The 23,734-nt window shown below is 64.2% G+C and carries 24 protein-coding genes and 5 pseudogenes; 21 read left to right on the top strand and 8 right to left on the bottom strand.

Annotated elements, in window-relative coordinates; genetic code table 11:
• The first annotated feature begins 120 nt into the window (after nt 1–120).
• The 7 genes and pseudogenes from HMPREF1136_RS05370 to HMPREF1136_RS11485 all read left to right on the top strand — a co-directional run bounded on the left by HMPREF1136_RS05370 (nt 121) and on the right by HMPREF1136_RS11485 (nt 8,214).
• Nucleotides 121–1,188 (top strand): 4-hydroxy-3-methylbut-2-enyl diphosphate reductase, encoded by a 1,068-nt coding sequence (locus HMPREF1136_RS05370; protein WP_009648301.1) that lies wholly within the window; start codon nt 121–123, stop codon nt 1,186–1,188.
• 88 nt (nt 1,189–1,276) lie between these two features.
• On the top strand, nt 1,277–2,608 hold the full coding sequence (locus HMPREF1136_RS05365) for a hypothetical protein (RefSeq protein ID WP_009648317.1): 1,332 nt from the start codon (nt 1,277–1,279) through the stop codon (nt 2,606–2,608).
• Nucleotides 2,609–2,803: 195 nt separating this feature from the next.
• A complete protein-coding gene (locus HMPREF1136_RS05360; RefSeq protein ID WP_009648323.1) occupies nt 2,804–4,114 on the top strand; it encodes a hypothetical protein in 1,311 nt (436 codons plus the stop codon).
• Nucleotides 4,115–4,190: 76 nt separating this feature from the next.
• Nucleotides 4,191–5,291 (top strand): redox-regulated ATPase YchF, encoded by a 1,101-nt coding sequence (gene ychF, locus HMPREF1136_RS05355; protein WP_009648302.1) that lies wholly within the window; start codon nt 4,191–4,193, stop codon nt 5,289–5,291.
• Between the two features lie 180 nt (nt 5,292–5,471).
• Complete coding sequence (locus HMPREF1136_RS10655) at nt 5,472–6,725, top strand: ATP-binding protein (protein WP_009648305.1); 1,254 nt, start codon at nt 5,472–5,474, stop codon at nt 6,723–6,725.
• Between the two features lie 290 nt (nt 6,726–7,015).
• A complete protein-coding gene (locus HMPREF1136_RS11205) occupies nt 7,016–7,579 on the top strand; it encodes a hypothetical protein (RefSeq protein WP_232204181.1) in 564 nt (187 codons plus the stop codon).
• Nucleotides 7,518–8,214, top strand: a pseudogene (locus HMPREF1136_RS11485) (ISL3 family transposase). The gene HMPREF1136_RS11205 and the pseudogene HMPREF1136_RS11485 overlap by 62 nt, the downstream one beginning before the upstream one ends.
• 83 nt (nt 8,215–8,297) lie before the next feature.
• Here HMPREF1136_RS11485 and HMPREF1136_RS05340 read toward each other — a convergent pair.
• Nucleotides 8,298–9,415, bottom strand: a pseudogene (locus HMPREF1136_RS05340) (aldo/keto reductase).
• Nucleotides 9,416–9,884: 469 nt separating this feature from the next.
• Here HMPREF1136_RS05340 and HMPREF1136_RS05335 point away from each other — a divergent pair.
• The 3 genes from HMPREF1136_RS05335 to HMPREF1136_RS05325 all read left to right on the top strand — a co-directional run bounded on the left by HMPREF1136_RS05335 (nt 9,885) and on the right by HMPREF1136_RS05325 (nt 14,594).
• On the top strand, nt 9,885–13,328 hold the full coding sequence (locus tag HMPREF1136_RS05335; RefSeq protein WP_009648294.1) for an integrin alpha: 3,444 nt from the start codon (nt 9,885–9,887) through the stop codon (nt 13,326–13,328).
• A 97-nt stretch (nt 13,329–13,425) separates the two neighbouring features.
• Nucleotides 13,426–13,746, top strand: coding sequence for an ABC transporter substrate-binding protein (locus tag HMPREF1136_RS05330; RefSeq protein ID WP_009648315.1), 321 nt, complete (start codon nt 13,426–13,428; stop codon nt 13,744–13,746).
• Complete coding sequence (locus HMPREF1136_RS05325) at nt 13,743–14,594, top strand: ABC transporter transmembrane domain-containing protein (protein WP_009648307.1); 852 nt, start codon at nt 13,743–13,745, stop codon at nt 14,592–14,594. Before HMPREF1136_RS05330 ends, HMPREF1136_RS05325 begins: the two co-directional genes overlap by 4 nt.
• Nucleotides 14,595–14,737: 143 nt before the next feature.
• Here HMPREF1136_RS05325 and HMPREF1136_RS05320 read toward each other — a convergent pair whose 3' ends face one another.
• The 5 genes from HMPREF1136_RS05320 to HMPREF1136_RS05300 are packed head-to-tail and all read right to left on the bottom strand — an operon-like array spanning nt 14,738 to nt 17,006.
• Nucleotides 14,738–15,385, bottom strand: a complete 648-nt coding sequence (locus HMPREF1136_RS05320; protein ID WP_009648312.1) for a hypothetical protein — start codon at nt 15,383–15,385, stop codon at nt 14,738–14,740.
• A gap of 13 nt (nt 15,386–15,398) precedes the next feature.
• Complete coding sequence (locus HMPREF1136_RS05315) at nt 15,399–15,947, bottom strand: DUF6286 domain-containing protein (protein ID WP_009648324.1); 549 nt, start codon at nt 15,945–15,947, stop codon at nt 15,399–15,401.
• Nucleotides 15,944–16,348, bottom strand: a complete 405-nt coding sequence (locus HMPREF1136_RS05310) for a hypothetical protein (RefSeq protein WP_009648300.1) — start codon at nt 16,346–16,348, stop codon at nt 15,944–15,946. Before HMPREF1136_RS05310 ends, HMPREF1136_RS05315 begins: the two co-directional genes overlap by 4 nt.
• Nucleotides 16,349–16,353: 5 nt before the next feature.
• Nucleotides 16,354–16,530 (bottom strand): hypothetical protein, encoded by a 177-nt coding sequence (locus HMPREF1136_RS11035; protein WP_009057414.1) that lies wholly within the window; start codon nt 16,528–16,530, stop codon nt 16,354–16,356.
• A gap of 32 nt (nt 16,531–16,562) precedes the next feature.
• Entirely contained in the window at nt 16,563–17,006 is a 444-nt protein-coding gene (locus HMPREF1136_RS05300) for an Asp23/Gls24 family envelope stress response protein (protein ID WP_009648304.1), read from the bottom strand.
• Between the two features lie 394 nt (nt 17,007–17,400).
• On the opposite strand from HMPREF1136_RS05300, the gene HMPREF1136_RS05295 reads away from it, so the two are divergent.
• The 10 genes and pseudogenes from HMPREF1136_RS05295 (at nt 17,401) to HMPREF1136_RS11475 (ending at nt 21,096) form a co-directional block, all read left to right on the top strand.
• Entirely contained in the window at nt 17,401–17,589 is a 189-nt protein-coding gene (locus HMPREF1136_RS05295; RefSeq protein ID WP_232204180.1) for a type II toxin-antitoxin system VapB family antitoxin, read from the top strand.
• A pseudogene (locus tag HMPREF1136_RS05290) lies at nt 17,586–17,944 on the top strand (type II toxin-antitoxin system VapC family toxin). The gene HMPREF1136_RS05295 and the pseudogene HMPREF1136_RS05290 overlap by 4 nt, the downstream one beginning before the upstream one ends.
• A gap of 283 nt (nt 17,945–18,227) precedes the next feature.
• Entirely contained in the window at nt 18,228–18,563 is a 336-nt protein-coding gene (locus tag HMPREF1136_RS05285) for a HigA family addiction module antitoxin (protein WP_083836245.1), read from the top strand.
• Nucleotides 18,564–18,710: 147 nt separating this feature from the next.
• Nucleotides 18,711–18,905, top strand: coding sequence for a type II toxin-antitoxin system VapB family antitoxin (locus HMPREF1136_RS05280; RefSeq protein ID WP_034505048.1), 195 nt, complete (start codon nt 18,711–18,713; stop codon nt 18,903–18,905).
• Nucleotides 18,902–19,273: a type II toxin-antitoxin system VapC family toxin gene (locus HMPREF1136_RS05275; protein ID WP_009648295.1), complete on the top strand. Its 372-nt coding sequence runs from the start codon at nt 18,902–18,904 to the stop codon at nt 19,271–19,273. The genes HMPREF1136_RS05280 and HMPREF1136_RS05275 overlap by 4 nt, the downstream gene beginning before the upstream one ends.
• A gap of 169 nt (nt 19,274–19,442) precedes the next feature.
• A complete protein-coding gene (locus HMPREF1136_RS11370; RefSeq protein WP_009648316.1) occupies nt 19,443–19,565 on the top strand; it encodes a hypothetical protein in 123 nt (40 codons plus the stop codon).
• Between the two features lie 70 nt (nt 19,566–19,635).
• Nucleotides 19,636–19,776: pseudogene (locus HMPREF1136_RS10645) on the top strand (transposase); the annotation flags it as partial.
• Between the two features lie 51 nt (nt 19,777–19,827).
• Entirely contained in the window at nt 19,828–20,145 is a 318-nt protein-coding gene (locus HMPREF1136_RS05270) for a transposase (protein WP_009648313.1), read from the top strand.
• Nucleotides 20,073–20,537, top strand: a complete 465-nt coding sequence (locus HMPREF1136_RS11480) for an IS3 family transposase (RefSeq protein ID WP_083836238.1) — start codon at nt 20,073–20,075, stop codon at nt 20,535–20,537. The genes HMPREF1136_RS05270 and HMPREF1136_RS11480 overlap by 73 nt, the downstream gene beginning before the upstream one ends.
• Entirely contained in the window at nt 20,470–21,096 is a 627-nt protein-coding gene (locus tag HMPREF1136_RS11475) for an IS3 family transposase (RefSeq protein ID WP_083836236.1), read from the top strand. Before HMPREF1136_RS11480 ends, HMPREF1136_RS11475 begins: the two co-directional genes overlap by 68 nt.
• A 12-nt stretch (nt 21,097–21,108) precedes the next feature.
• On the opposite strand, the pseudogene metK reads toward HMPREF1136_RS11475, so the two are convergent.
• Nucleotides 21,109–22,259, bottom strand: a pseudogene (gene metK / locus HMPREF1136_RS05265) (methionine adenosyltransferase); the annotation flags it as partial.
• Between the two features lie 84 nt (nt 22,260–22,343).
• Entirely contained in the window at nt 22,344–22,916 is a 573-nt protein-coding gene (locus HMPREF1136_RS05260) for a P27 family phage terminase small subunit (protein WP_009648296.1), read from the bottom strand.
• Between the two features lie 61 nt (nt 22,917–22,977).
• Here HMPREF1136_RS05260 and HMPREF1136_RS10630 point away from each other — a divergent pair.
• On the top strand, nt 22,978–23,734 hold a 757-nt coding region (locus HMPREF1136_RS10630), incomplete at its 3' end, for a hypothetical protein (RefSeq protein WP_083836242.1).

Raw genomic sequence — 23,734 nt, 5'->3', positions numbered from 1 at the left:
TGCGCCCGAGCGTGTGGGAAGTCGGAAGCGTGGGCGCGCCCAGGCCTCGTATCGGAGGTGACAATGTGTGATTCCCACGCCCCCGCGCACGCCCTCGCCCCCGGGCGCTAGGGTGGACGCATGAATGAAAACGTCGACCTGCGAGCCAGCGCCGAGACCCCCCTGCCCGCCCCCCACGGAGAGGGAAGCGGCCGCATTCTCCTTGCGGCCCCCCGCGGATACTGCGCCGGCGTGGACCGTGCCGTCGACGTCGTCGAAAAAGCCCTCGAACTCTACGGCGCGCCCGTGTACGTGCGCAAAGAGATCGTCCACAATAAGTTCGTCGTCGAGTCGCTGACCAAGCGCGGCGCGATCTTCGTCCAGGAGACCGACGAGGTGCCCGAGGGTGCCCGCGTCGTCTTCTCCGCGCACGGCGTCTCCCCGGCCGTCCACGAGGCCGCCGCCACCCGCCACCTCGCCACGATCGACGCGACCTGCCCGCTGGTGACCAAGGTGCACCGCGAGGCCGTGCGCTTCGCGAAGGAAGACTACGACATCATCCTCGTCGGCCACCAGGGGCACGAGGAAGTCGAGGGCACCTTCGGCGAGGCACCCGGCCACATCCAGGTCGTCGGCACCCCCGACGAGGTCGACAACGTTGTCGTGCGCGACCCTTCGCGCGTCGTGTGGATCTCCCAGACCACGCTCTCCGTCGACGAGACCCGCGAGACCGTGGACCGCCTGCGCCAGCGCTTCCCGCAGCTCATCGACCCGCCGTCGGACGACATCTGCTACGCCACCCAGAACCGCCAGGGTGCCGTGAAATTCATCGCGCCCCAGGTGGACGTCATGGTCGTGGTCGGCTCGGCGAACTCCTCGAACTCGGTGCGCCTCGTCGAGGTCGCGCTCGAGGCCGGGGCAGGTTCCGCGTACCGCGTCGACAAGGCCGAGGAACTCGATGAGTCCTGGTTCGAGGGTGCCCGTACTGTGGGCCTCACCTCCGGCGCATCCGTTCCCGAAATCCTCGTGCGCGACGTCATCGAATGGCTGCAGAACCGCGGATTCCCCACCGTCGAGGTGGCCCGTACCGAGACCGAATCGACGACCTTCGCGCTGCCCCGCGACCTGCGCGCCGACCTGAAGAAGGCCGGCATGGTGCCCGCTCGCCCCCACGCACCCCGCGTCGCCGGACCCGACCACACCAGTTGAGACCGCACCTCCGACCGTCTGACAGTGCGGTAAAGTGGCGTGCAAGGACGAGTATTCGTCGATTGTCGAGCCAACGCGGAGGTTGTGCATGGATCCCATCGAACGAGTCAGCGACGCAGTCGCCGCCCTGGCCGGGCGCGACCTGACGCTTGAGGACTACCACCAGTTCCTCCTCGACGCAGCGGCCCTCCTCGCGCCCGCACGCCCCGTCATCGTCGGCGGAGGCAAGCACGGGAGCGAGGCGCGATGGCGGGTCGGCGGACGGACGCTCGCGATCAGCGGCGGCGACAGGCCCGATATGCCTCTGGTGTCGGTGAGCTTCGTGGACACCGAGCACGCCGAGGACGAGGAGTTCCGCGAGGTTAAGTGGGGCCTCATCCAGGACACCCCCTTCCACTGGGCGATTTTTCTCGGCCCCGAAACGCCGGAAGATGTCTGGGCTAAGCGCTGCGGATGCCTGTGCTACAACTGGGAACTCTTCGACGAGGTCTTCGATCCCGTCTTCCGGTCCTTGCCCCACGACCTGGCGAAACTCCCACCCGCGTGGCGTCCGCAGATCGTCTACCAGTGGGACATGAGCGTCACCGCCCTGGGCGTCGTCACCGTGCGCGCCACCGTCGACGGGGTCCAAATCTCCAGCGACGTCACCGGCGACTCCGTTACGCTGCCGCCCGGCTTCCAGATGGGAATCGGGCGGATCCTCGCGGGCCTCGCGCAAGGGGCACCGCTGCGCGACGTGCGCTTCCTGGAATCCCGCGGCTTCAGCATCGGCCCCACAAGCCTGACGGGACGGGAAACCCCCGAACTCCTCCAACAGATCGCGTGGATGGAAGAACACAACTGGGACGAGCTCGGCCCCGACACCGAGCACAACCGCTGCCCCGGTCTGACCTTCGACGAGCTGCGTACCGCCGTTTCACTGGCCGCGGGCGACGCTGAGGAGGAACCCAGGCCTCGTACCACACGGGACAACCCCGCACCCATGCGCGCAGGCCTGACGACCGAGCAGCTCCAGTGGCTCGTCCAGCAGTGGCTGGGCGGCGCGCCCATCGCCGACCTCCTGACACGCGGACTGGGCGGGGAAAACGGCACCTACCTGACAAAGCAGGCCATCGTCGGCACTGATTGGGCGGCCTACCAGCCCGAGCACAACGGCGAATGGGCGATCATCGTCTCCCCCGCCGAAGGCGAGGAGTGGAACGACGACCAACAGGTGGCGGGTGCCGCCTGGCAGCTGTGCACCACGCTGACAAACATGGTCGGGCCGGCCTTCGCGGGGCGCACCACCAGTCATTTCGCCTACACGCGATTCTTCCGCGTCGGCGAACGGGCCCTCAGCGTCGACACGCTCCTCGGGCTGAGGCTCCGGCTCGGAAGCTTCGAGGAAATGAAGGCTTTCTATCCCCGCGCGTCGGCGTAGCCCGCCACTCCCGCTCCTCTCTTTCCCACTCGTCCCTCTCCCTGCCTCCCCGCGCGACCGCGCCCCCACGCGCCCCGTGTGGCAGGGCCCGACCACACCAGCTGAGACCGCCGCGTGCGCGCGTCTGACACTGCGGTAAGCTTGCTGTGAGGGGCGGGGCTCCGCTGATTGTCAAGTGAACGTGGAGGTTTGCGCATGGATCCCATCGAACGAGTGAGCGACGCCGTCGCCGCCCTGGTAGGGCGCGACATGACGCTTGAGGACGCGCACCAGTTCATCTTGGAGGCCGCGCAGATGATGGAGCCGGTCAAACCGATCATCATTGGCGGGTCTGAGCAGGAGGAGACACACATTCGGTGGCGCACCCCTGATCGTTCCCTGCGTCTGTCGGTCCGAGGGACGACCATCCACTCGTCGTTTGGCGATACCAGGCTCATCGAAAACGATGAATACTACAACCTGGAGTCGGAGGAACCCGAGTACAAGCCCTACCGGTGGATGATTGCGCTCGGACCCGAGATTCAGGAAATCGACATCAGGTCGAAGCCGTGCACCATGTGCTCGTGCTGGGACCAGTTCGACGCAGAGTTCGACCGTTCCATGTCCGACCTGGTCGACGGGCTGGGCATGATGCCGCCGCAGTGGCGCCCGCAGATCCGCTACCAGTGGGATCTGCGCGTCTCTGGCCTCGGTGTTCTCACCGCGTCGGTGAGCGCCGACGGCGTGGAGCTGGCCAGCGACGCGACCGGGCAGACGGTTCTTCTTCCCCCGGGCTTCCCCCTCGGCTTCGGGAGGGTGCTCGCCGGGCTGGCGGGCGGCGCGCGCCTGCGCGACGTGCCTATGCTGGCTTCCGGTGGTCTTGCAGTCACGCCCCTGAGCCCGAACGGTTCGGAGAGCCCCGAGGAGATCGAGGAGTTCGACTGGTTCGAGGAGGAGAACGAGCAGGGGTACGCGCCCGATTCTCAGGAGAATCGTCGGCCCGCCCTCACGTTCGCGCAGCTGCGGGACCTCGCCGCCCAGGTTGCGTCCCCGGAGCCGTCCGCGGGTTCCCGTGACGAGGTGGAGACCGTTCCTATGCGCACCGGCCTGGCCTTCGGTCAGGTGTGCGGCATCGTGGACCAGTGGGCGAGGGGCGTGCCCGTGCGTGACGTTCTTGTCGCCAATGGGGGCGTTGCGGGGCAGTTTGACGGCCGCGATGTCTCCTTGGTCGGCGACGGCTGGATCGCGCAGGAGAAGGCGTCGTGGGGAGAGTGGGTGCTCACCATTTCGCCGACTCCCGCTCGCACGCGCGTTGAGCCGCGCGCGGGGGCGGCTGCCGCCTGGCAGCTATGTCAGACGATGACGCAGATGTTCGGTGCCGCGCGCTTCGGCGAGACTGAGGGCGATGCTGTCTATTCGAGGCTCTATGCGCTCGGTGAGCGCGGCGTGAGGGTCAGGAAGTCTGATGATGTGACGATCACCTTCGGTGACTTCTTACAGCTGGCGCCCGTCGAATTCGCGCAGTGAGCCGAGCGCCCCGCGCGTCGGCGTGACGTGGCGCGTGAGCGCCACGCCGCCCGGCCTGCTCCGATAGGATGGGAGCGTGTCTCTTACTATCGGTATCGCCGGACTGCCTAACGTCGGCAAGTCCACCCTGTTCAACGCCCTGACCCGCGCGACCGTGCTCGCTGCGAACTACCCCTTCGCGACCATCGAGCCCAACGTCGGCGTCGTGCCCCTGCCCGACCCGCGCCTGAACAAGCTCGCGGAGATCTTCGGCTCCCAGCGCATCCTGCCCGCCACCGTGTCCTTCGTGGACATCGCCGGCATCGTGCGCGGCGCCTCCGAGGGCGAGGGCCTGGGCAACCAGTTCCTCGCGAACATCCGCGAGGCCGACGCGATCTGCCAGGTCACGCGCGCATTCTCCGACCCCGACGTCGTGCACGTCGACGGCAAGGTGGACCCGGCCTCGGACATTGAGACCATCAAGACCGAGCTGATCCTCGCCGACATGCAGACGATCGAGAAGCAGATCCCGCGCCTCGAAAAGGAGGTGCGCGGCAAGAAGACCGAGCCGATCGTCCTCGAGACAGCGCGGGCGGCCCTCGACCTGCTGGAGCGCGGCGAGCTGCTGTCCGGCCCCGAGGGTGCCAAGCTGGACCAGGACGCGCTGCGTTCCTTCCAGCTCATGACCTCCAAGCCTTTCATCTTCGTGTTCAACATGGACGCCGCCGAGATGGACAACGAGGAGATGAAGGACGAACTGCGTTCCCTCGTCGCCCCCGCCGAGGCCATCTTCCTGGACGCCCAGTTCGAGGCCGAGCTGGTCGAACTGGACGACGAGGACGCCCGCGAGATGCTCGCCGAATCCGGCCAGGACGAGTCCGGCCTGGATAAGCTGGCCCGCGTCGGCTTCGACACCCTCGGCCTGCAGACCTACCTCACCGCCGGCGAGAAGGAAGCTCGCGCCTGGACGATCCACAAGGGCGACACCGCCCCCAAGGCCGCCGGCGTCATCCACACGGACTTCGAAAAGGGCTTCATCAAGGCTGAGGTCGTCTCCTACGACGACCTGGTCGAAGCCGGCTCCATGGCTGCCGCGAAGGCCGCCGGCAAGGTCCGCATGGAAGGCAAGGACTACGTGATGCACGACGGTGACGTCGTGGAGTTCCGCACGGGGCTTACGTCTGGGGGTAAGAAGTGAGTGTAGAGCATTCCTTCTTCTCAACTACTCATGACTACATCCTTGGAACTATTGGGAAAGTCATGTTCTGTTGGGGCGCAGTGCGCCACGGCTTTAGAACGAATCGAGACTAGCGGCGACGTTTGATTCACCCATTGTTTTCCCTTCCCCTATGAACCCTGCAAGTGAAGGAGCATCCAAGTGGCAGCCTACGAAGACGTACTGAGCTGGGCACAAACAAAACCTTGGTGGCAGCAGAAGGCTCTTGCGCGCATTATTGCTGGGGATACTTTTGGGGAACACGATTATGCGGACATCGCGCGAAGCCTAATCGAGGAACCTGAGTCTCCCCCTGATGGAGGTTGGTTTTCTAACCTCACACCACTGCAGGTGACGCAGGCCGAGCCCGTTCAACTGGTTGCGGTCAAAAATCTCGCTAACGTCAATCGTCTTGCTCCTGGCCAAGAATTAACATTTGAACCAAACGGACTCACCGTGGTGTATGGACACAACGGTAGCGGCAAGTCTGGTTACGCTCGAGTGATCAGCTCAATGGTGGGAGCGCGCCATCAAGAGAAGATCTTGCCGGATGTGTTCGCTAGTGATTCTGGAAAGCCTTCAGGCGAAGTTGTCTTCAGTGTTGGTGATGATGAAAGAAGTGTCCTTCTAGACCAATCACCTGATCCAGACCTTAAGCGCATAGCGTTTTATGACGAACACTGTGGGGATAGCTATCTGACTACCGAAGCGGAGATCTCCTACCGTCCTTCAGCGGTGAAGCTTCTGGAGGATCTCGCAGACATCTGCACTGGTGTGTCCCGAGTGATTGACGCGTGGAAGCAAGAGAATAGCCAACCCGGGCCACTGCCTAAGGTTGATCCTCGTGGTTCCGCCGCGGAGTTTCTTCGTGATCTCAGTGCCTCAACAACGGATGCTGCTGTAGCAACAGCGATCCAGTGTCCTCCTGACGCTGCCGAGCAGCTGGAAAAACAGAAGAAAGTAGTTGCTCATCTTCGTGTCAGCGACCCGACTCAAGAGAAAGCTCAACTGATCGAAATTTCCGAAGCCCTCACTATGATTGCCGATCATTTGGAAACTCTCGATGAAAAGGTCGGAGTGCGGGCTGAGAAACAGCTCGCTGAACTGGTGAAAGATGCAGATATCGCTCAGGAGGCGGCGAATCTTGCTTCGCGTCAAACGTTTGCGAACGAGCCTCTATCCGAAGTTGGATCAAGCGCCTGGAAGGCGCTGTGGAATGCGGCAGAGTCATATTCAAAGGTGGCTTACCCCGATCATGAATTCCCGTACACCTCCGATGGAGCGGTCTGTGTCCTATGTCAGCAGCAGCTTGGCACTGATGCTGTTGGCCGACTTGAGAGGTTCCAGCAATTTGTTGTTGATACTACAGCCGCGGAAGCACAGCGCGCACAGAGTAAACGGGCTCTTCCGAGTTGAGTGTGGGTGACCGGGTGTTGGTCGGGGGTTGCGGGTAGAGGTCGAGGTCCTTGATGATGAGCGGACTTCTACCCCCGCGATCTTCAAGGACCTCGACAATGTCCCACCCTACCTGCTGCTGCTCTGCCTCGCTTGACCGTTGTGATCGGTGTGATCTGCTCGTCGGTTTGGAGGGCTTCCATCTGATGAGCGTGGCTCGCACCCCAGATGCTCTGGTGCTCGACATAGAGTCCTGTGATCGCTGTGCTGGCTGCCCTGGGTGTGGGGTGATCGCACAAGGCCACGGGCGCATGGTGGTGGAAGTGATCGACGCGCCCTGGGCCGGGATTCCGACAAGGTTCCGGTGGTTTAAGCGACGGTGGATATGCCGCGAACACGCCTGCCAGATCGCGACCTTCACTGAGCAGAACCACTCGGTGTGTGCTCCCAGGGCGCGTTTGAGTGTGCGGGCGATCCGCTGGGCGATCCGACAGTTACGCTTCGAGGGAGCCACCATCTCGGGGCTGGCCCGCCAGTTAGGAACCACGTGGAATACCATGTGGTCCCACATCAAGCCGCGCCTGCAAGCCGCATCTGATGACCCCGCCCGCTTCGCAGGCGTGCGGGTACTGGGGGTTGATGAGCATGTGTGGCATCACCAGGACCGACGCCGACGAGGGCCCCGTGAGCTCACCGGCATCGTGGACCTGACACGCGGGGAGGATCATCCCACAGCCCGCTTGTTGGACCTGGTCCCAGGAAGGTCTGGCACCGTGTACAAGAACTGGTTGGCCGAGCGCGGAGAAGACTTCCGTGCAGGGGTGCAAATCGCGACGCTGGATCCCCTCCAGGGACAGCAAGAACGCCGTCGATGACCAGCTCCAAGACGCAACCAGCGTGCTCGATGCCTTTCACATCGTCAAGCTCGCTGGCGACGCCCCAGGTGAGGTGCGTCGCCGTGTCCAGCAAGACACCCTGGGTCACCGCGGACGCAAGGGTGATCCCCTCTACCAAATCCGGCTTCTTTTGCACGCCTCGCGCCACAAGCTCACCCCACGTCAACAAGAACGACTCCGAGAGGCCTTCACGGCAGATGAGGCGCATATCAGTGTCGAAGTCGCTTACCTTCACCGGGCAAGTGCGCGAGGTCTTCCACCAAGACACACCCGCCCAAGGCCGACGCCTGGCCGCTCATCTCGTCGAGCGCCTACCAACGTGTCCCATCCCCGAAATCGCCCGACTGGGTCGGACCCTACGCAAGTGGAAGGACGCATTCTTGGCCTACTTCGACACCAGCGGAGCCAGCAACGCACCCCACCGAAGCCATCAACGGAATCATCGAACTAGGCAGACGCACCGCCAGAGGCTACCGCAACCCCACCAACTACCAACTCCGAATGCTCCTCATCGCAGGAGGCCTAGACGCCTCCACCCACACTCAACTCGGAAGAGCCGGTTTGCTCCATTGTCTCTAATCGGGCACATGCTTCTTCCCCGGTCATCGATCTGATCTTATCTGTGAAAGGTGAGGCAAATGGGATTCTTCGACTGGCTGCGCGGCATCAACATTCAGCCAAGCTGACGACCACGCGCTCACGAGCGGTGGCTACTCGTTCTGAAGCGTCCTGGGGTTTGTTCCGAGTCTCGCGAAGGAGAATCGGAGTGTGCCCGGGAAGGTTCGGTCCCGAGTTGCCTAAGCGCGCAGTTCGCGTGGTCTGCGAGCGTCAGGCCCGTGAGGGCGGGGCGTGCGGTGTCCAAACGAGGGCGTGCGGTGTCCAAACGAGGGCGTGCGGTGTCCAAACGAGGGCGCGCGGTCGGCGGAATCGAGGCGAGGTAGTCCTCGCCCTCATTCCCGGCGGCCGACTGTGCCCTCGTCGTCATGCGTTCTTCTGTCCCGGCTGTTGCGGAACGACCGTCCCCGCGAGCGGTCCGACGAGGTCGTGGGCGACGTAGGGCTCCTCGAGGAAGGCGACCTCCTCGGCCGAGAGCTCTAGCGAGAACGCGCGGACGGCGTCGTCGACCCTCGAAGGCTTCGAGCACGACGATCGGCATGTCGATCTCCCGATCGCGATCGTACTTCTGGCGCATCGTCCCGTCCGTCGTCGAACGGACCGAGTCGGAGTCCCAGGTCGATCTTGTGAGGTGGCCCGAGGCGAGCGGGCTGTACGGCGTGAGGCTCATGCCGTACTGGCGCACGACCGGGATGAGCTCGCGCTCGTCCTCGCGGTAGAGCAGGTTGTAGTGGTTCTGCAGGCTCGATAAGCGCGTCCATCCGTTCTCGTCGGCGACCCGCTGGAGGTTGTGGAGCTGGTAGCCGTACATCGCGGAGGCGCCGAGCGCCCGCGCACGACCGTCGCGGACGAGCCTGTCGAGCGCCTCCATCGTCTCGGCCATGGGAGTCGAGTAGTCGAAGCGGTGGATGATGTAGAGGTCGAAGCGGTGGATGATGTAGAGGTTGAGGTAGTCGACGCCGAGGCGCGTCAAGGTCCCCTCGATCTCCCGCTCGATCGCCCCCTCGACAGATGTCCCTCGTTGAAGTAGGCCTTCGAGGCGAGGACGACGTCCTCGCGCGGCACGGCGAGGCGACGGAGGGCTTCGCCGATGTACTCCTCGTTCGTGCCGTGCGCGTAGGTGTTCGCCGTGTCGATGAAGTTCACGCCGAGTTCGAGGGCGCGGGTGATGATCGCCTCGGTCTCGTCCACGCGGACCATCCACTAGTGGAAGCGGGGAAGACCTTCCCGAAGCTCATCCCGCCGAGCCAGAGCCTCTGGATCGAGATGCCGGTCGTGCCCAGCGTCGTGCGTTCCATGATCGGTCCTCTCCGTGCGTTCGATTCGTCGTCGGCCGTGGGGCGTCGCTCTTCCGTCGAATCCCCGCTGAGGGCCGGGCCTGCGCCCCTGCCGCGCCTCGGAGCGAGAACTCTGCGACGCGCCGGCCGGCCGGATCCGCTTCCGCAAGCATCGCAGACCCCACTCGGCCTGTGGAAACCGATCGCCCATCACCTGCTCGACCAGCATCTCCGATCAGCGAGCCCAGCGCTGCGTCCTCGATCCCTCGCTCCGTGTGTCGTCCGCTTCATCTTCTTCCCAAGAATCACCCGCCACATCTAAGGTTAGGCTTGCATAAATTTACGAAAGGGCCGAGGTGAAGACACTTTCACGAACACTCTCAGGAATCGCCATGGCATCGCTCGCGCTCGGCACTGCGAGCCCGACGTTCGCAGCCGTCGCGACGAGTCCGGCGTCCGGTTCCGAACCGGCGAACCCGACGTCGACGACCGAGCACGGGGAACGCCGTGCCAGCGGAGCTGATTCGGACTCGCTGCGATTCTCCTGGATCTACGAGTCGCGCTACGGCGACATCATTCGCAAGACGGATCGCCTCACGTACAAGGACGCGGGCGCGACGACTCCCGTATCCTGCGATATCACCGGCGATAGTCTGGCCGACATGATCTTCGCGAATCGCACGGGCCTCCACGTCCTCCCCTACATCCCCTACGGTGATCCGAGCGACGAGGTCGAGATCTCGCTGAGCGAACAGCGCAACCTCCTCACCACCGCGGCCCCGGCCGGTGAGAACGCATTCGGCAATGCCGTCACCTGCGTCTCCATCAAGGGCGCGCCCCACGTCGCCGTCGCCGGCGAGCGCGCGGTCTACCTGTACTCCTCCGACTCCGCGGCCCCTCGACTCCTGGCCGTGATCGACCCCGACGCCGATGTGCTCGCGATCGCGGGAAGCCCGGACAGCCCGTTCCTCGCGGTCGGCACGGCCGATAAGGTCACGATCGTCGATACCGCGCGCTTCGAGACGACGCCGAAGCCTCCCGCTCCGCCCTCGGATCCCCCCACCGGATCCAACGACGACGAGTGGAACGAGGACGGCCCCGAACCTCCTCTCGGCTCGGGCGGCGAACTCGACCCCGACGTCGCCGACCTGTTCGACTCCGACGACTCAACCCCGGAGCGGAGCGCGACCGAGACCGGCGCCGAATCCGACGCGAGCGCGGCCGGTGCTGGAACCGCCGACGCGAGCGCGCCCGGCGCGCGCCGCCTGCTGCGCGATATCGCCTCCGCCACCTGGAACGTCGATACCTCGAAGGGCCTCGCACTGCTCGCCTTCGGATCCGACCTCGCGGTCGGCACTCCCGCGACGAGCACGGTGGCCTACGCCCCGGCGTCGGCGAGCAGCCTCGACGGCGCGCCCCGTATCGTCGGCGCGTCGAAGCAGGGAGCAAGCGCTGAATTCGGTGCGGCGATCGCCCGGATCGGCGACATCAACGCGGACGGCGCTCCTGATCTCGCCGTCGGCGCGCCGGGCCACAACAACGAGGCCGGCGCCTTCGCCGTCGTTCAAGCGGGGATCGACACCGTCATCGACCTCGACTCCACGGCATCCGCCCCGGTTCATGCGAGCGAATCGGCGAAACGGACCGGCTATCTCTTCCGCAGCCCCCTGTACGGACGGCTCGGCGCGTCACTCGCGTGGGTCGACGGCGGGGAGTATCCGGGCGCCCTCTTCGTCGGCCGCCCGAAGGATGGCGAGCACCCCGGTGCGCTCGCGATCTCCGCGAAGGCGTTCACGCAGGACTTCAACGCGGGGCAGGGGATCCTCGATCTTCCCGGCGCGCACCATGCGACATTCGTCTCCGCCGAGGGCGGTGAGAGCGACCCCGGCGCGGGGCTCGGCATCATTCCGCGCCGAGGAGACGACCCTCTGCAGGGCGTCTACACATCGGACTCGAAGGGCCGCATCGACGTATGGACCGTCGACATGTCGCGCCAGGGCGAGAAGACCCACAGCGACGACGAGGAGATCGTCGCTCCGATCCCCGAGCCCCAGCCCCGCAAGGAGGAGACCTCCTTCGTCCCGCTCGACACCCCGACCGAGAAGTCGTGGCTCGGCGAGTTCTCGTCCGGCCTGGGGGGCTCGCTCGCGCGAGGCGCGTGCGATGTGACCGGGGACGGGCGCCCCGACATCATCTCGGGCAACGTCGTGCGGTCCCAATGGAAGTGGGATCCGTACTACGCGGAGAGCACGCCCACGCGCGGCTGGATCTTGAACGTCACCGGCGAGATCTCGATCATCCCGGGCGGTACCGCCGGTCAAGCCCTCCCCTCCGCTGAGACGATCTCGATCCTCGGCCCGCGTCGCACCGCCGACCCCGCAACCGACGCCAACATCGGGTTCTCCGTAGCATGCCTGGGCGACGTCAACAAGGACGGCGTGGACGATATCGCCTTCGGCTCGCACACGATGTCTCGCGTGTGGGTCGTCTTCGGCGGCTCGCACCTGCGCGACGTCGACCTCAACAAGCTCGATCCGGCGCACGGCTGGTACGTGGATCTTCCGTCGGTGGGCGCGGGCGCGTTCAACATCACTCGCGTGGGCGACGTGAACGGCGACGGCATGGCCGATGTCGGTTTCATCGTCGCGAACGCGGCCGTCTCCGCCGACAAGAACGCGACCCCGCAGGGCGCGGCGTTCATCCTCCGCGGCAAGGCCGATGGCGCGCCCGTCGACATGCGCGACCTCACGAAGAACGACCCGGCCGTTCTTCAGCGCATCGATTCGCCGGAGGGAAACACCTTCAACAGTTTCACACGCGTGGGCGACGTGAACGGCGACGGCACCGCGGACTACGTCGTGACCGACTTCCAGCACATGCGCGACTACGTGATCCCCGGCAAGGCGTGGGTCGTCTACGGGCGGGCCGCCGACGCTACGAGCGACCGCTCCGCCGCCGGAGCGCGCGTCCGGGCCGGAGCCCCCGGTGCCGGCTTCGCGCTCACGATGCCCTTCGACGCCTCTCACCGGCTCGGCGCGGGCACCTCGGTGGCGAACGTCGGCGACGTGACCGGCGATTCGATCGACGATTTCGTCATCGGATTCGACGGCGGCCTGCTCGCGAACCAGGGAACCGGCGGCGTCGCGCTCGTGGCGGGCGAGAAGGCCGCGATCGGCCAGGAGCTGGACGACGTCGTGATCTCGCCGAAGGACCCGGGCGCGACGTCGGCGCGCGTCAGGATCATCACCGGCCCCGAAGGCGAGAAGGACCACGGGTTCGGATACGCGGTCGACGCCCTCCCGATTCCGGGATCGGGTTCGGCGATGCTCGTGGTCGGCGCCTACGGCTCGACCGGGAACGGGCGCGCGTGGGTGTTCTCGACCGACGAGTTCGCGTCGGATCCTCGAGGAATCGCCGATATCAAGGCGACGGAGATCGCTTCGCGCGGCGAGCGCTCCCGATTCGGCCGCGCCGTCGCCTTCATCGGCGACTACCTCGGGAAGGCCACGGTCGCCATCGGCGGAGACGGCGTGATCGACGACGCCGCGACCGGCGACCAAGGTTTCGCCCACTCGGCGCACATCCTCGCCAGGGCCGTCGACCTGCCCGATGGCGCCGCGCCGAAGCCCGACGGGAACGCGCGTCCCGGCGATTCGTCGACCGCTCAGTCCTCGACGACTCAGACGCCCTCCCCGGGTGCCGAGGTCGCGAAGGGGCCGGGTCGTGGGAAGGCCGATCTCGCGCGCACCGGTTTCACCGCGGGCGGCATGATCGCGGTGGCACTCGGTTGCCTGGCGGCGGGCGCGGTGCTGATGCGCCGCGGCGCCGAGGACTGATCCTTCCAACCTCATCGAGGAGTCGTCCCCGCGAACGGGGGACGGCTCCTCGATGCGTTCCCCCGTCGGGGAAGGGCGCTCATTTCGCAGCCGGGCGATGGGAGCCGAGAACACCATCCCGGCGCTCGCGATTCGCGCGGGAGGCGCCGACGCGGCGCAGGAAGCCGGACTGACCGCCACCGCTCCCATCGACGCCGAACTCGTCGTGCGCGCGGCCCCCGACATCGTCTTCGTCGAGGACTTCATGGGAGCGGGCATGGTCCCCTTCCAAGAACTCCTGTCGAACCCGGCTCTGGCCGAGGTCCCCGCCGTGAAGAACAAGCGGATCGTGCTCCTGCCGATGAACGAGGCCTCGGCGGTCGCCGGCACGAATCTCCCTCTCGGCTACGAGAAGATCATGACCGAGGTGCATCGGTGAGACGCCGAGGACGCGGCCCTCTCGGGGGCGAAGCGGCGACGGCTCGGGGACGCTCCCCGGAGGCGCGCGCCTTCTTCGCCCCCGGGAACCCGGCGATCGCGCGTCAAGCCCTCCTCATCTCGATCCGCGCCTGCGCCGCGGCTCTCGCCCTGATCGGCATCGCCGACGTCCTCGCCGCGCACCTGGTCGGCGCCCGACTTCACGAGTCCTCGATCATCCTGACGGCGGTGTGGATCCTCGTCGTCTGCCTCGCCAGGCTCGCCCTCGGCCGCGAGACCGACGCCTCCCGGAGCCGCGAGGCCCGCCGCATACGGCGGGCCCTGCTCGAGCACGCCTTCCGCCTGGGGCCCGCGCGAATCGGCGCCGAGGAGACCGGGCGCCTGATCTCGCTGCTCACCGACTCCGTCGAACGCGTCGTCGAATACCGGCAGGCCTACATCGGCGAACTCATCGGCGCCGTCGCCACGCCCTTCCTCGTCCTCGTCGTCATCGGGGCGCTCATCGACCCGGTCGCCGCGCTCGTCCTCGTCGCCTGCATCCCCTTCGTCCCCCTCTCGATCGCTCTCTTCCAGCGCTTCGTCCGCGACGACTCGTCGGCTTCGCGCGAGATGCGGGCCCGTCTGTCCGCCCAGTTCCTCGAAGCCATCCAAGGCCTGTCCACTCTGGTGGGGATCGGCGCGGCCGACCGCGTGGGGGAGCGCCTGGCGCGCACGGGCGAGGACAACCGCCTCGCCGTCATGCGGGTTCTCGCGCGGAATCAGCTCATCCTGTTCGTCATGGAGGGGGTGTTCTCCCTCTTCCTCGTGACGGCCGCGATCGTCGTCTCGTGGATCAGGCCACCTCGGTAAAAAGTCGCGAAAAACGCCTCATTGGAGCGAGGTGGTCTGCACTTTGGGCGAATCGTGACGACAGGCTCAGCCCCGGCCTCGTGAATGTGGGTGCCCTGCCCGCGACAAATGTGGGGCAAGGCGATCTCGCCCTGCCCCACGTCTCACGCGCCTGTGTCTGTTCCGGTGATTGCCGGCGACGGCTGGCCTGTGACGGCCTTCGATGTTGACGTTGAACTCACCGAGCGCGCCAGGCGTACGAGGACATCAACCTGCTTGGGAGGCGTCCCCAGAGACGTAGCGACGTCCTCGTTCAACAGCTTCCTGAGTTCGGTCACGGTCCACTCGACCTCGCAGTCCGGCGCGATGCTCGTGTCCGCTTGAACCCAGAGCTTGCTCGGAGAACCGGTGACGAAAACGGTGCAGCGCTCGACCCCGGGAAGGTCCTGAACGCGCTCGGACAGCGCCTGCGACAGAACATCGGGGGAGAGAATAGCCAGCAGAGCGCCATCGGAGCCGCTGAGCCTGAGTGGAGAATTCGCAGGCCTGCGCGGCACCTGCATGAGGAGCAGGAACAGACCGACAACGAAGGCGAGAACGGACGCCAGAACGCCGCACGGCACGAGCCAGTGGGCGTGAGGCGAGAGAATCGCCCCGATCTGGTCGTGCGTCGCGGCCAGGTACGCGGAAATGCCGGGCAGATGGTGGCCGGCGTCGAGGCCGGATGCGAAGAACCATGCGGACGCGCAGACGATAAACAGCCCGAAGAATGCCAGGAGAACCCTGTTGAGAGCGGCAGAAACTGAACGCATAATCGGCTCTCCTTCAACTCACACGCCTGGCGCGGACGCGGCTGCGGGTGATGCCCTCGGGGTTGAAAACCTCCAGGGCCTCGTCGGTCTTCTCGGACGCGGCTTCGCGCACGGCGTCTAAGTCATCCGCGTCGCTGAAGACGACAACGTCGACTCGTGACCTGCGCACGGTGGCGGAAGCGGACCGAATCGTGGCGAGCTGTTCGACGTGCCTCTTTATGAGGATTGCCAGGTCAGAACGGTGAAGTGCCGTCTGCCCGGGGATATCGTCGGGAAGAAAAGCGACGTGCCTGGGGCGACCGGGCCACAGGGCTGCGACAAGCATCAACAGGCCGCATGCGGCCGCGATTCCGGCAGCAATAAGTGCCGCGATGGAGCTAAAGGACACCGTGCCGATCGCGTTGAGCGTGGTGACGGTGCGCTGCGGCCAGGACCCCGTGAGGAGGCGGTATCCCGTCAGCCATGTGCCGAGTCCCCCGATAATGAGGAGAAGCAGCGCCAAGACGGTGGCAGATGCGCTCCGGGTCGGGCGATAAATGAGCGCCGGTACGGGTGCTCTCATCTCAGGCTCCTCCTGACATGATTGCTCGGGTTGAGCCACGAAATGTCGATGGACATCTTGGCGACGCGTACCCCGCACAGCTTTTCGACGCGACCGCTCACGTGCGTGCGTAGGTCCTCGATAGTGGAGGACAAGGGGGTGGGGAAGACGAGGCCGAGGTCCAGGTGGAGGATCGCGCGCTGCCCATAGAGTTGGCACGTTGCCTCGGGCCGAGACCCGAAGTTTCGGCGGGAGCCAATCCCGAGGACTCCACCTGCGTTCGAGCCGACGGCGGAAAACTCAAACGCGGCTTGAGCGGCGATTCGGGCGACGACATTGGCCGGAATAGTCGTGGTGCCGCGCTGCGTCAAAGAGGAATCCTTCTCGCGCGACTGCGTGACTGTGGAGTCAGGCGCGGCCACGCTCGTCACCTCTTTCGCCAATCGAGGATACGTTGGACATCGACCCGGCCCTCCAGATAGAGGCCCACTACCCATCCGACGACGCCGCACAGGGCAACGAGGACGAAGCTGGCGAAGGAACCGAACGCGAGAACGGCTCCCATGAACAGGCCCACCAGGAGAGCCAGGTGCGTTGTCTTCATGAGAATTCCTCAGATCCAGGCGTCGAGGTCGACTACTTCAGATCGGTTGAGGCGGAGGTGTTTATTTCCTCCTCGGGCAGGTGGACGTCGGTGACGTCGATGTTGACCTCGACGACCTCCAGGCCGGTGGTTCCTTCGATCTGGTCGATGATGTTGCTGCGAATATCGTTGCAGACGTTGATGATGGAGTAGCCATACTCGACGACGACGATGACATCAATGGCGGTCTGGGTTTCGCCCTTGTGTACGGTGATGCCGCCGGTGACGTTGGTCTGGGTGGTGGGGATGCGGTCAGTTACGGCGCTGAAGGCGCGGCGCACGGCGTTGCCCATGCCGTACACGCCGGGTACCTGGCGGGCGGCCATGCCGGCGATCTTAGCGACGACGTTTTCCTCGATGGTGGTCGTGCCGTGGTCGGTCTGGAGGGGACCCTCGGGGGTCTTGTCCTGGTCAACGTTCTCGTTGTTGTCGCTCATGTGAGCCTCTTTCATTGAATCGAAGGTGGGGGCCGCTGGGTGATGCGCGGCTCAAGCAACAGGTCAGTGACGTGTCACTGTAGACACCGCGATTAGCTTGTGTGCCCTGCTGATCGCCCTGGTTTTGCTCCCCGCGACCATTCTTCCGTGGTTTGTCGGATCCTGTTGGTTGAAAAAACGCTGTGATCTCGTTAAGTGAGATGTGTCACTGACGGGTGGTAAATAGTGATACGAGGTCACGAGAATTTTCTTCATGACGAGGCTGTGGCCGGCTTGTGTGGGCGTGTCACTGAGTTGCTGTTGGGGGCAATGAATACGCGCAGACAGGCTCTGCACGGCGCATCAACCGTTATGGAGATCAAGCCCTATCCTGGTGCTGGAGGATTCTATGCGGATGACAATTGACGTTGACGACGAGTTGCTCGCGCGCGCCGAGGAACTCACTGGGATCAGTGAACGATCCGCGTTGATCAGGGATGCGGTCGAACTCCTCGTTCGCATTGAGACCGGACGACAGCTCGCTGCGCTCGGTGGTAGCGATCAGGTGGCGGAGGCTGTGCCCCGGAGTCGCGAGCACGCATGAGAGTCCTCGTCGACACGAATATCTGGATCGATTACCTGCGGCAAACTGAGCCGGTCCTGGTCGACCTCCTTGAGCGCGACCAGGTGTGCGTGCACCAGAGTGTCATCACCGAGCTCGCGCTGGGCAACCTCAGGGATCGGGCGATCTTTCTGAAATTGATGATCGTTCATGCCGTGGGCTACCGAGGGGTCCGGCACCTCCTTGAGGAGCGGCGGCTGTGGGGCAGGGGACTGAGTGCTGTCGATGCGGCGCTCCTGGCAAGCGTTGTCGTGACCCTGGGGTCTTGTTGTGGACGCGCGATAAACGCCTGCGTCAGGCCGCACGTGACGTGGGCGTGTTGGCCGACATTGAATGAGGTAGGGGTCTCCGACGAGGCCGTGGCCGGGTCGAGTGAGAGGGTGGCCCGGTCGCTTGCTTATGGCGAGAGCAGCAGGTCCGTCTGCGTGGCGAGGTGTGCGATGCTCTTGGAATACCAAGGGATCCTCGCCGTGATGGCGAGGATCCCCGTAGTAGAGTGCGCCGGTCCAAGCCCGATGCGATTAGTAGGATGGTAGCACTGGGTCGTTGAGAACCAAAGGGTGCTCCGTTCAACGGCGGTGCCTTTTCAAGCGCAGTCGTGATGGGTGACGGCCTGGATGATGCTGGTCCAGAAGGGGTTGAGATCGTTGACTACCACTAAAATTGCTCCGATTCACCCGGGTGAAGTCCTCATGGAAGACTTCATCGAGGGCTTCGGAATTACGCAGCATAAGCTCGCCGTCGCTATCGGTGTTCCGCCCCGCCGTATCAATGAAATTGTTCATGGGAAGCGGAGAATCACGGCGGACACCGCAATGCGTCTCTCCCGCTACTTTGGTACGACCCCGGGTTTCTGGATGAACCTGCAGATGCGCTACGAGCTCGATCGCGCCGAAGATGCGCTGGGGGATACGTTGAGCGGAATCGTTCCCCTCGCGACGGTTGAAGTCGCCTAAACCACCTCAGCCTGACGAGGCCATGGCCGGGTCGCGCGAGGCCGTGGCCCGGCTGTGCTGTTATGTGAGCTGGGTGGACTAGAAGCTGCATCAAAATCCGAATCAACTGATGATGCCTGCGGTGCTATGCTGAGGGTGGAGGTAAGCATGAGAACCACAGTGACACTCGATGATGACCTGCTTGAGCGCGCCGAGGAGCTGACAGGGGTCAGTGAGCGATCCGCTTTGATTAGGGACGCGGTTGAGCTCCTCGTCCGCATTGAGACTGGACGGCAGCTCGCTGCGCTCGGCGGCAGTGATCCGGGGGCGGAGGCTGCGCCTCGGAGTCGCGAGCACGCATGAGAGTCCTCGTTGACACGAACATCTGGATCGATCACCTGCGGAAAAGTGAGCCGGTTCTGGTTGATCTGCTCGAGCGCGATCAGGTGTGCGTGCATCAGAGTGTCATCACGGAACTCGCGTTGGGGAATCTCAAGAACCGCTCGATCTTTTTGAAAGCGCTTGAGCGCCTCATGATCGTTCGCAACGTCGACGACCAAGGCGTGCGGCACCTCGTCGAGGAACGGAGGCTGTGGGGTAGAGGACTCAGCGCGGTCGACGTGGCACTCCTGGCAAGTGCTGTCGTAACCCCCGGTGTCTCGCTGTGGACACGCGATAAGCGCCTGCGTCAGGCGGCGTGCGACGTGGGCGTGTCGGCAGACTTTGAGTGAGATAGGGGAACTCTGAGCGAGGTTGTGGTCGGGTCGCGCGAGAGCGTGGCTCTGCTTTGCTGTCGGTTGAGTGCGAGTGTGAATCGTGTCGTCGATCACCCGGGTGGTAGGGTGTGGCCATGATGACGGATAGCCGGTACTTATGACCGCGCTTCTCAAGGAGGTAACAATGCAGGGAGCAGCTCTCGGGGATGACGGCGTTCAGACCGTGCGCTACTGGCTCTACGTGCCGGGCCACCGCACATCCATGTGGGACGACTTTTACGCGCGCGGCATCATGGGGCTCGCCTAGGGGGAGCTAGGTGACTTGAGGGCGTACGCCAGCAGGTCGGACATGGAACGCCAGCTGCTTCAGACATCCTCTCTTGGAGTGGCAGCACCGCCCCTTAGAAGCGTTCTACCCGGTGATCTACCTGGACGCGATCCGCATCAAAGTCCGATGCGATCACAGGGTGGAGAACCGGGCCTCTCACCTGGCGGTCGGAGTGGACATGGAGGGGCTGAGCTGTCCCGGGTATTGTGGAGAGTGTCTTAGGCCGGATTGAAGGTTTGGGATGTTTGGTCAGCGCCAGTATTCGATGGAGTTGCGTGAGCGTGCGACGCGTATGGCGTTGGAGGCTCGTGCTGATCCCGGGCGGCGTAGGGGTGCTATTAAGCGCATTAGCGGCCAGTTGGGGATCGATCCTGAGGCGCTGCGTACGTGGGTGCGCGCCGTGGAGCAGGGCGGGCGCAATGAGCGTGGCGAGATCAGTGATCAAGAGGCCCATATCCGAGCGCTGGAAGCTGAGAATCGTGAGGTATGGCGCGCCAACGAAATTTTGAAGGCGGCATCGGCTTTTTTCGGGGCGGAGCCAGGTCGCCTCGGACGCTAGTCTGCGATTTCATCGAGGCCAACCGGCATCGGTGGGGAGCTGCGCCGATCTGCACTGCTTTATCCCAGTTTGGGGTGCGGGTTGCTCCCAGTGCCTATTGCGCTGCCCGGACTCGTGCCTTGTCGGCGCGCAGCGTGCGCAACGAGGCGCTGATGCGTGTGATGAGGCAGGTGTGGAAGGAGAACTACTGTGTGTTCGGGGTGCGTAAAATGCACGCCTTCCTCAACACTCACGAGTTGGGCGTGGGACACGTGGCGCGGTGCACGGTCGAGAGACTGATGCGGCGTATGGGCATTCGTGGCGTGAGTCGGCGTCGGACCCGCCATGTCAGCCTTAGCACCGCGCCATGCATGCCCCTTGGACCTGGTCAATCGGCATTTCGGGGCCCATGATCTCAACGAGTTGTGGGTTGCGGACATCACCTACGTGCCAACCCAGGCTGGCTGGGTCTACGTCTCCTTCGTCACCGACGTGTGCTCGCGTAAAATCTTGGGCTGGAAAGTTGCGTCCTCGCTGCATACCGACGTGGCCCTGGACGCGTTGAACATGGCGATCTACCAACGTCGCCGCGATGATATAGACACTCGTGGGCTCGTGCACCACTCCGACCGAGGCGTCCAATACCGCGACGTGCGCTATGGGCAAGCTCTCGCCCGTTGCCAGGCAGTAGCGTCGGTGGGTTCGACCGGTGACTCCTACGATAACGCCCTGGCCGAAGCGTTGAACTCCTTGTACAAAGCAGAACTCATCTACAACGAGGCGCGCCCCGGCTACGCCGGCCTCTGGCGCGATCGGAGAGGTCGAACGCGAAACCCCGCCTGGGTCCACTGGTACAACACTCGCCGCCCCACCTCGCCCTGGGCGGCATCACACCACAACAAGCAGAAAACCAACACACAACAACACGAAAGGAAGCGGCCTAAACAAGCCTCCACAAAACCCAGGACTTGACATGGGGCTCCACGCCTTCCGCAGGTCGCGCTCAAAACGCCAGGTTTGTTCCCAGCGCGGCCAATCCCGGCCCACGCGCCCGTAGACCGCGAGATCCCGGTAACGGGGTGTGCGCAGGTTGAGGACGTCGATGATCCCCGCCGGCCGCAGCACGAACACGTCACGTGCGGCGGCGGTCAAGATGCGGTCGGAGTACTCGCCGGTGCCGAGCGTGTCCACCTCGAACGCGACCGGATCAGCCTTCCCAATCGCATACGAGATGCCCACCTCGCACTCAGCGGCCAGCCCGGCGTCAACGATCGTATGAGCGATCAGGCGAGCCATGTAGGCCGCTGACCGGTCGACCTTGGATGGGTCCTTGCCGGAGAACGCGCCCCCACCATGAGACCCGAGCCCGCCGTAGGTGTCGACCATGAGCTTCCGGCCCGTCAGCCCGGTATCGACTCGCGGCCCGCCCTCAACGAACTGACCCGACGGATTCACAAGAATTTCGGTGTGCTCGTCTATGGGTAGGTAGGTCTGGCAGGCCGGGGCCACAATCAGCGAGCGCACCTCACGCTCCAACACGGCCAGATCCTTGCCCGCCTCATGCTGCACCGAGACCCGACGGTCTCGACGGCGGCGGGGGTACCGGTGTCGTCATAACGCACACTCACCTGGGCCTTGCCGTCCGGGTTGATCCCGCAGATCGTCCCCTCGGCCTGGGCAGTATCGAGACGCTCGCAGGTGCGATGTGCCAGGACGAGCGGGAGCGGGAGGCGTTCAGGGGCCTCGGCGGTGGCGTAACCGTAGACCGTGCCCTGATCGCCAGCCCCCTGCAACGCGAACGCTGAACTATCACCACCGCGTGCCTCCAGCGAGGTGGTGACCCCGGCGTTGATGTCGCTCGATTGGCGGCGCGTCCACACGTAGATCAGGATCCCGAGCGGACTGTATCCGGCACGCGCGAGGGCAGGGCGCACAGACTCCCGGATACGCGGGCGGTGGTTGGTGGTGATTTCGCCGGTGACGATGATCCGCCGACCGGCTGCCATCACCCCCACCGCCACCCGTGCGGCCTTGTCGTCGTAGAGGATGTCGTCGAGGAACTGGTCGGCGATCTGATCGGCCAACTTGTCCGGATGACCAGCACACACAGACTCGGCAGTACAAATCGAATACATAAGCACACTCGCTTCCACGAATCGGAGGGGAACAAGAAAGCGTCCACCCCACTAGAGGATGGACGCGAAGATCATGAGGGGCGGTTAGTAGCGGGCGTTGAGCAGCTGCTCCGTCACCTCTTCGCCGGGCGTGGTGCCCGCGTAGTCGGTGGTGCAGGTGGCGCGCACGATCTCGTAAATCTCGTACCAATACACATTCGCCTGCTTTCCGAAACTCTGGGACATGGCGACAAACGGGCTGGCGATGGCAGCACCGGTGGTGGGGTGTTTGCCGAGCAGGCCGAACTTGGAGATCGCCTGCTCGCACTGCACATACCGGGCAAACGCCTGCGCATACGCCTCAATCAAGCGAGGCGCCACGAAATGGGAACAGCCACGTTGATCGAGCCACTGCCACGTCTCCCGATAGACGAGGTCAGCGCCAAGCGGTTTGCCGTCACGCTGAATCTCCGACAGATAGTCCGATGGTTCGGGCATCGTCTCCCCGGCACGCACCGCATCGTCGCCAATGTCATTACCTGCGAAGTCGAAGGGTTCGTTGAGCGGGTCTTCCAGGCGGGTGGCGGGGCGTCCGGCGGCGAGTTTCTCGCCCAGCGGGCCGGGCTTCGCGCTTGCACGCACGCAGCGTCCGCCCCTGTTGGTGCCATCTTTGGCCATGGGTCGCCTCCTCGCCGTAGTATCGTCATGATATCGGTACTGAAGTCCATGGGAGGTGTGAGTGGTTGAGTCTTTAAAACTATTCGTTCGGACCTACGTGTATTGGGTAGGGATCATCCTCGGCTTCGCGGTAGTGCCCGGTTCTCTGCTCTTCACTGCTGAAGTCGCTCCGGTGAACACTCCATTGTGGCTTGCACCTTTCGCCGGGCTGCTGCTTTTTGTCATTGATCGGCCATCAACATGGGAGCCACCGCTCTGGCGAGCATTACTGATCCGAGTATTGGGTGCAGGATTTGCAGCCACCATGCTCATCGCGTTTGATGCAGTTGCTTCCACCCACTATGGATCTCAACACTGGAGTGAGACGCTCCTGTCTTTCGGTCTCGGTTGGATTGTCTTCACGGTAGTAGCAGGACACATGCTCATGAGCAGCTCCGCCCGATTTGGCACACCTGCTCACACGATCAGGGACGCGATCCGTACCTACACGACATGGATAGGAATCTGCTTCGGGATTTTCTATATCCCCGCCGCGGGACTCTCCGCAGCTGGCACTCTTTTGATGGTTCTTCCGCTTTATGGAACCTTCCTCGCCGGCCTGGTTCTTTTGATAGTTGACCCGCCACGACGATGGCCGCAACCGCGAGTGAAGGCACTGTGGATACGACTCTTATCAAGCGGGGCAGCAGCATTACTACTTGTTGTCACGAACTCGTTCTATTGCAGTACTCGCACACACGAGATTTTCGTCGGGGACTGGCAGGAAAACCTGGTCTTCTTCGTGGGTGCTTGGGCACTTTATTCCGCAGTGGCTGGGG

It is taken from the genome of Actinomyces sp. ICM47, assembly GCF_000278725.1.
In the GTDB taxonomy this organism is placed as follows: Bacteria; Actinomycetota; Actinomycetes; order Actinomycetales; family Actinomycetaceae; genus Pauljensenia.
This window is presented reverse-complemented; position numbering and strand designations above follow the sequence as displayed.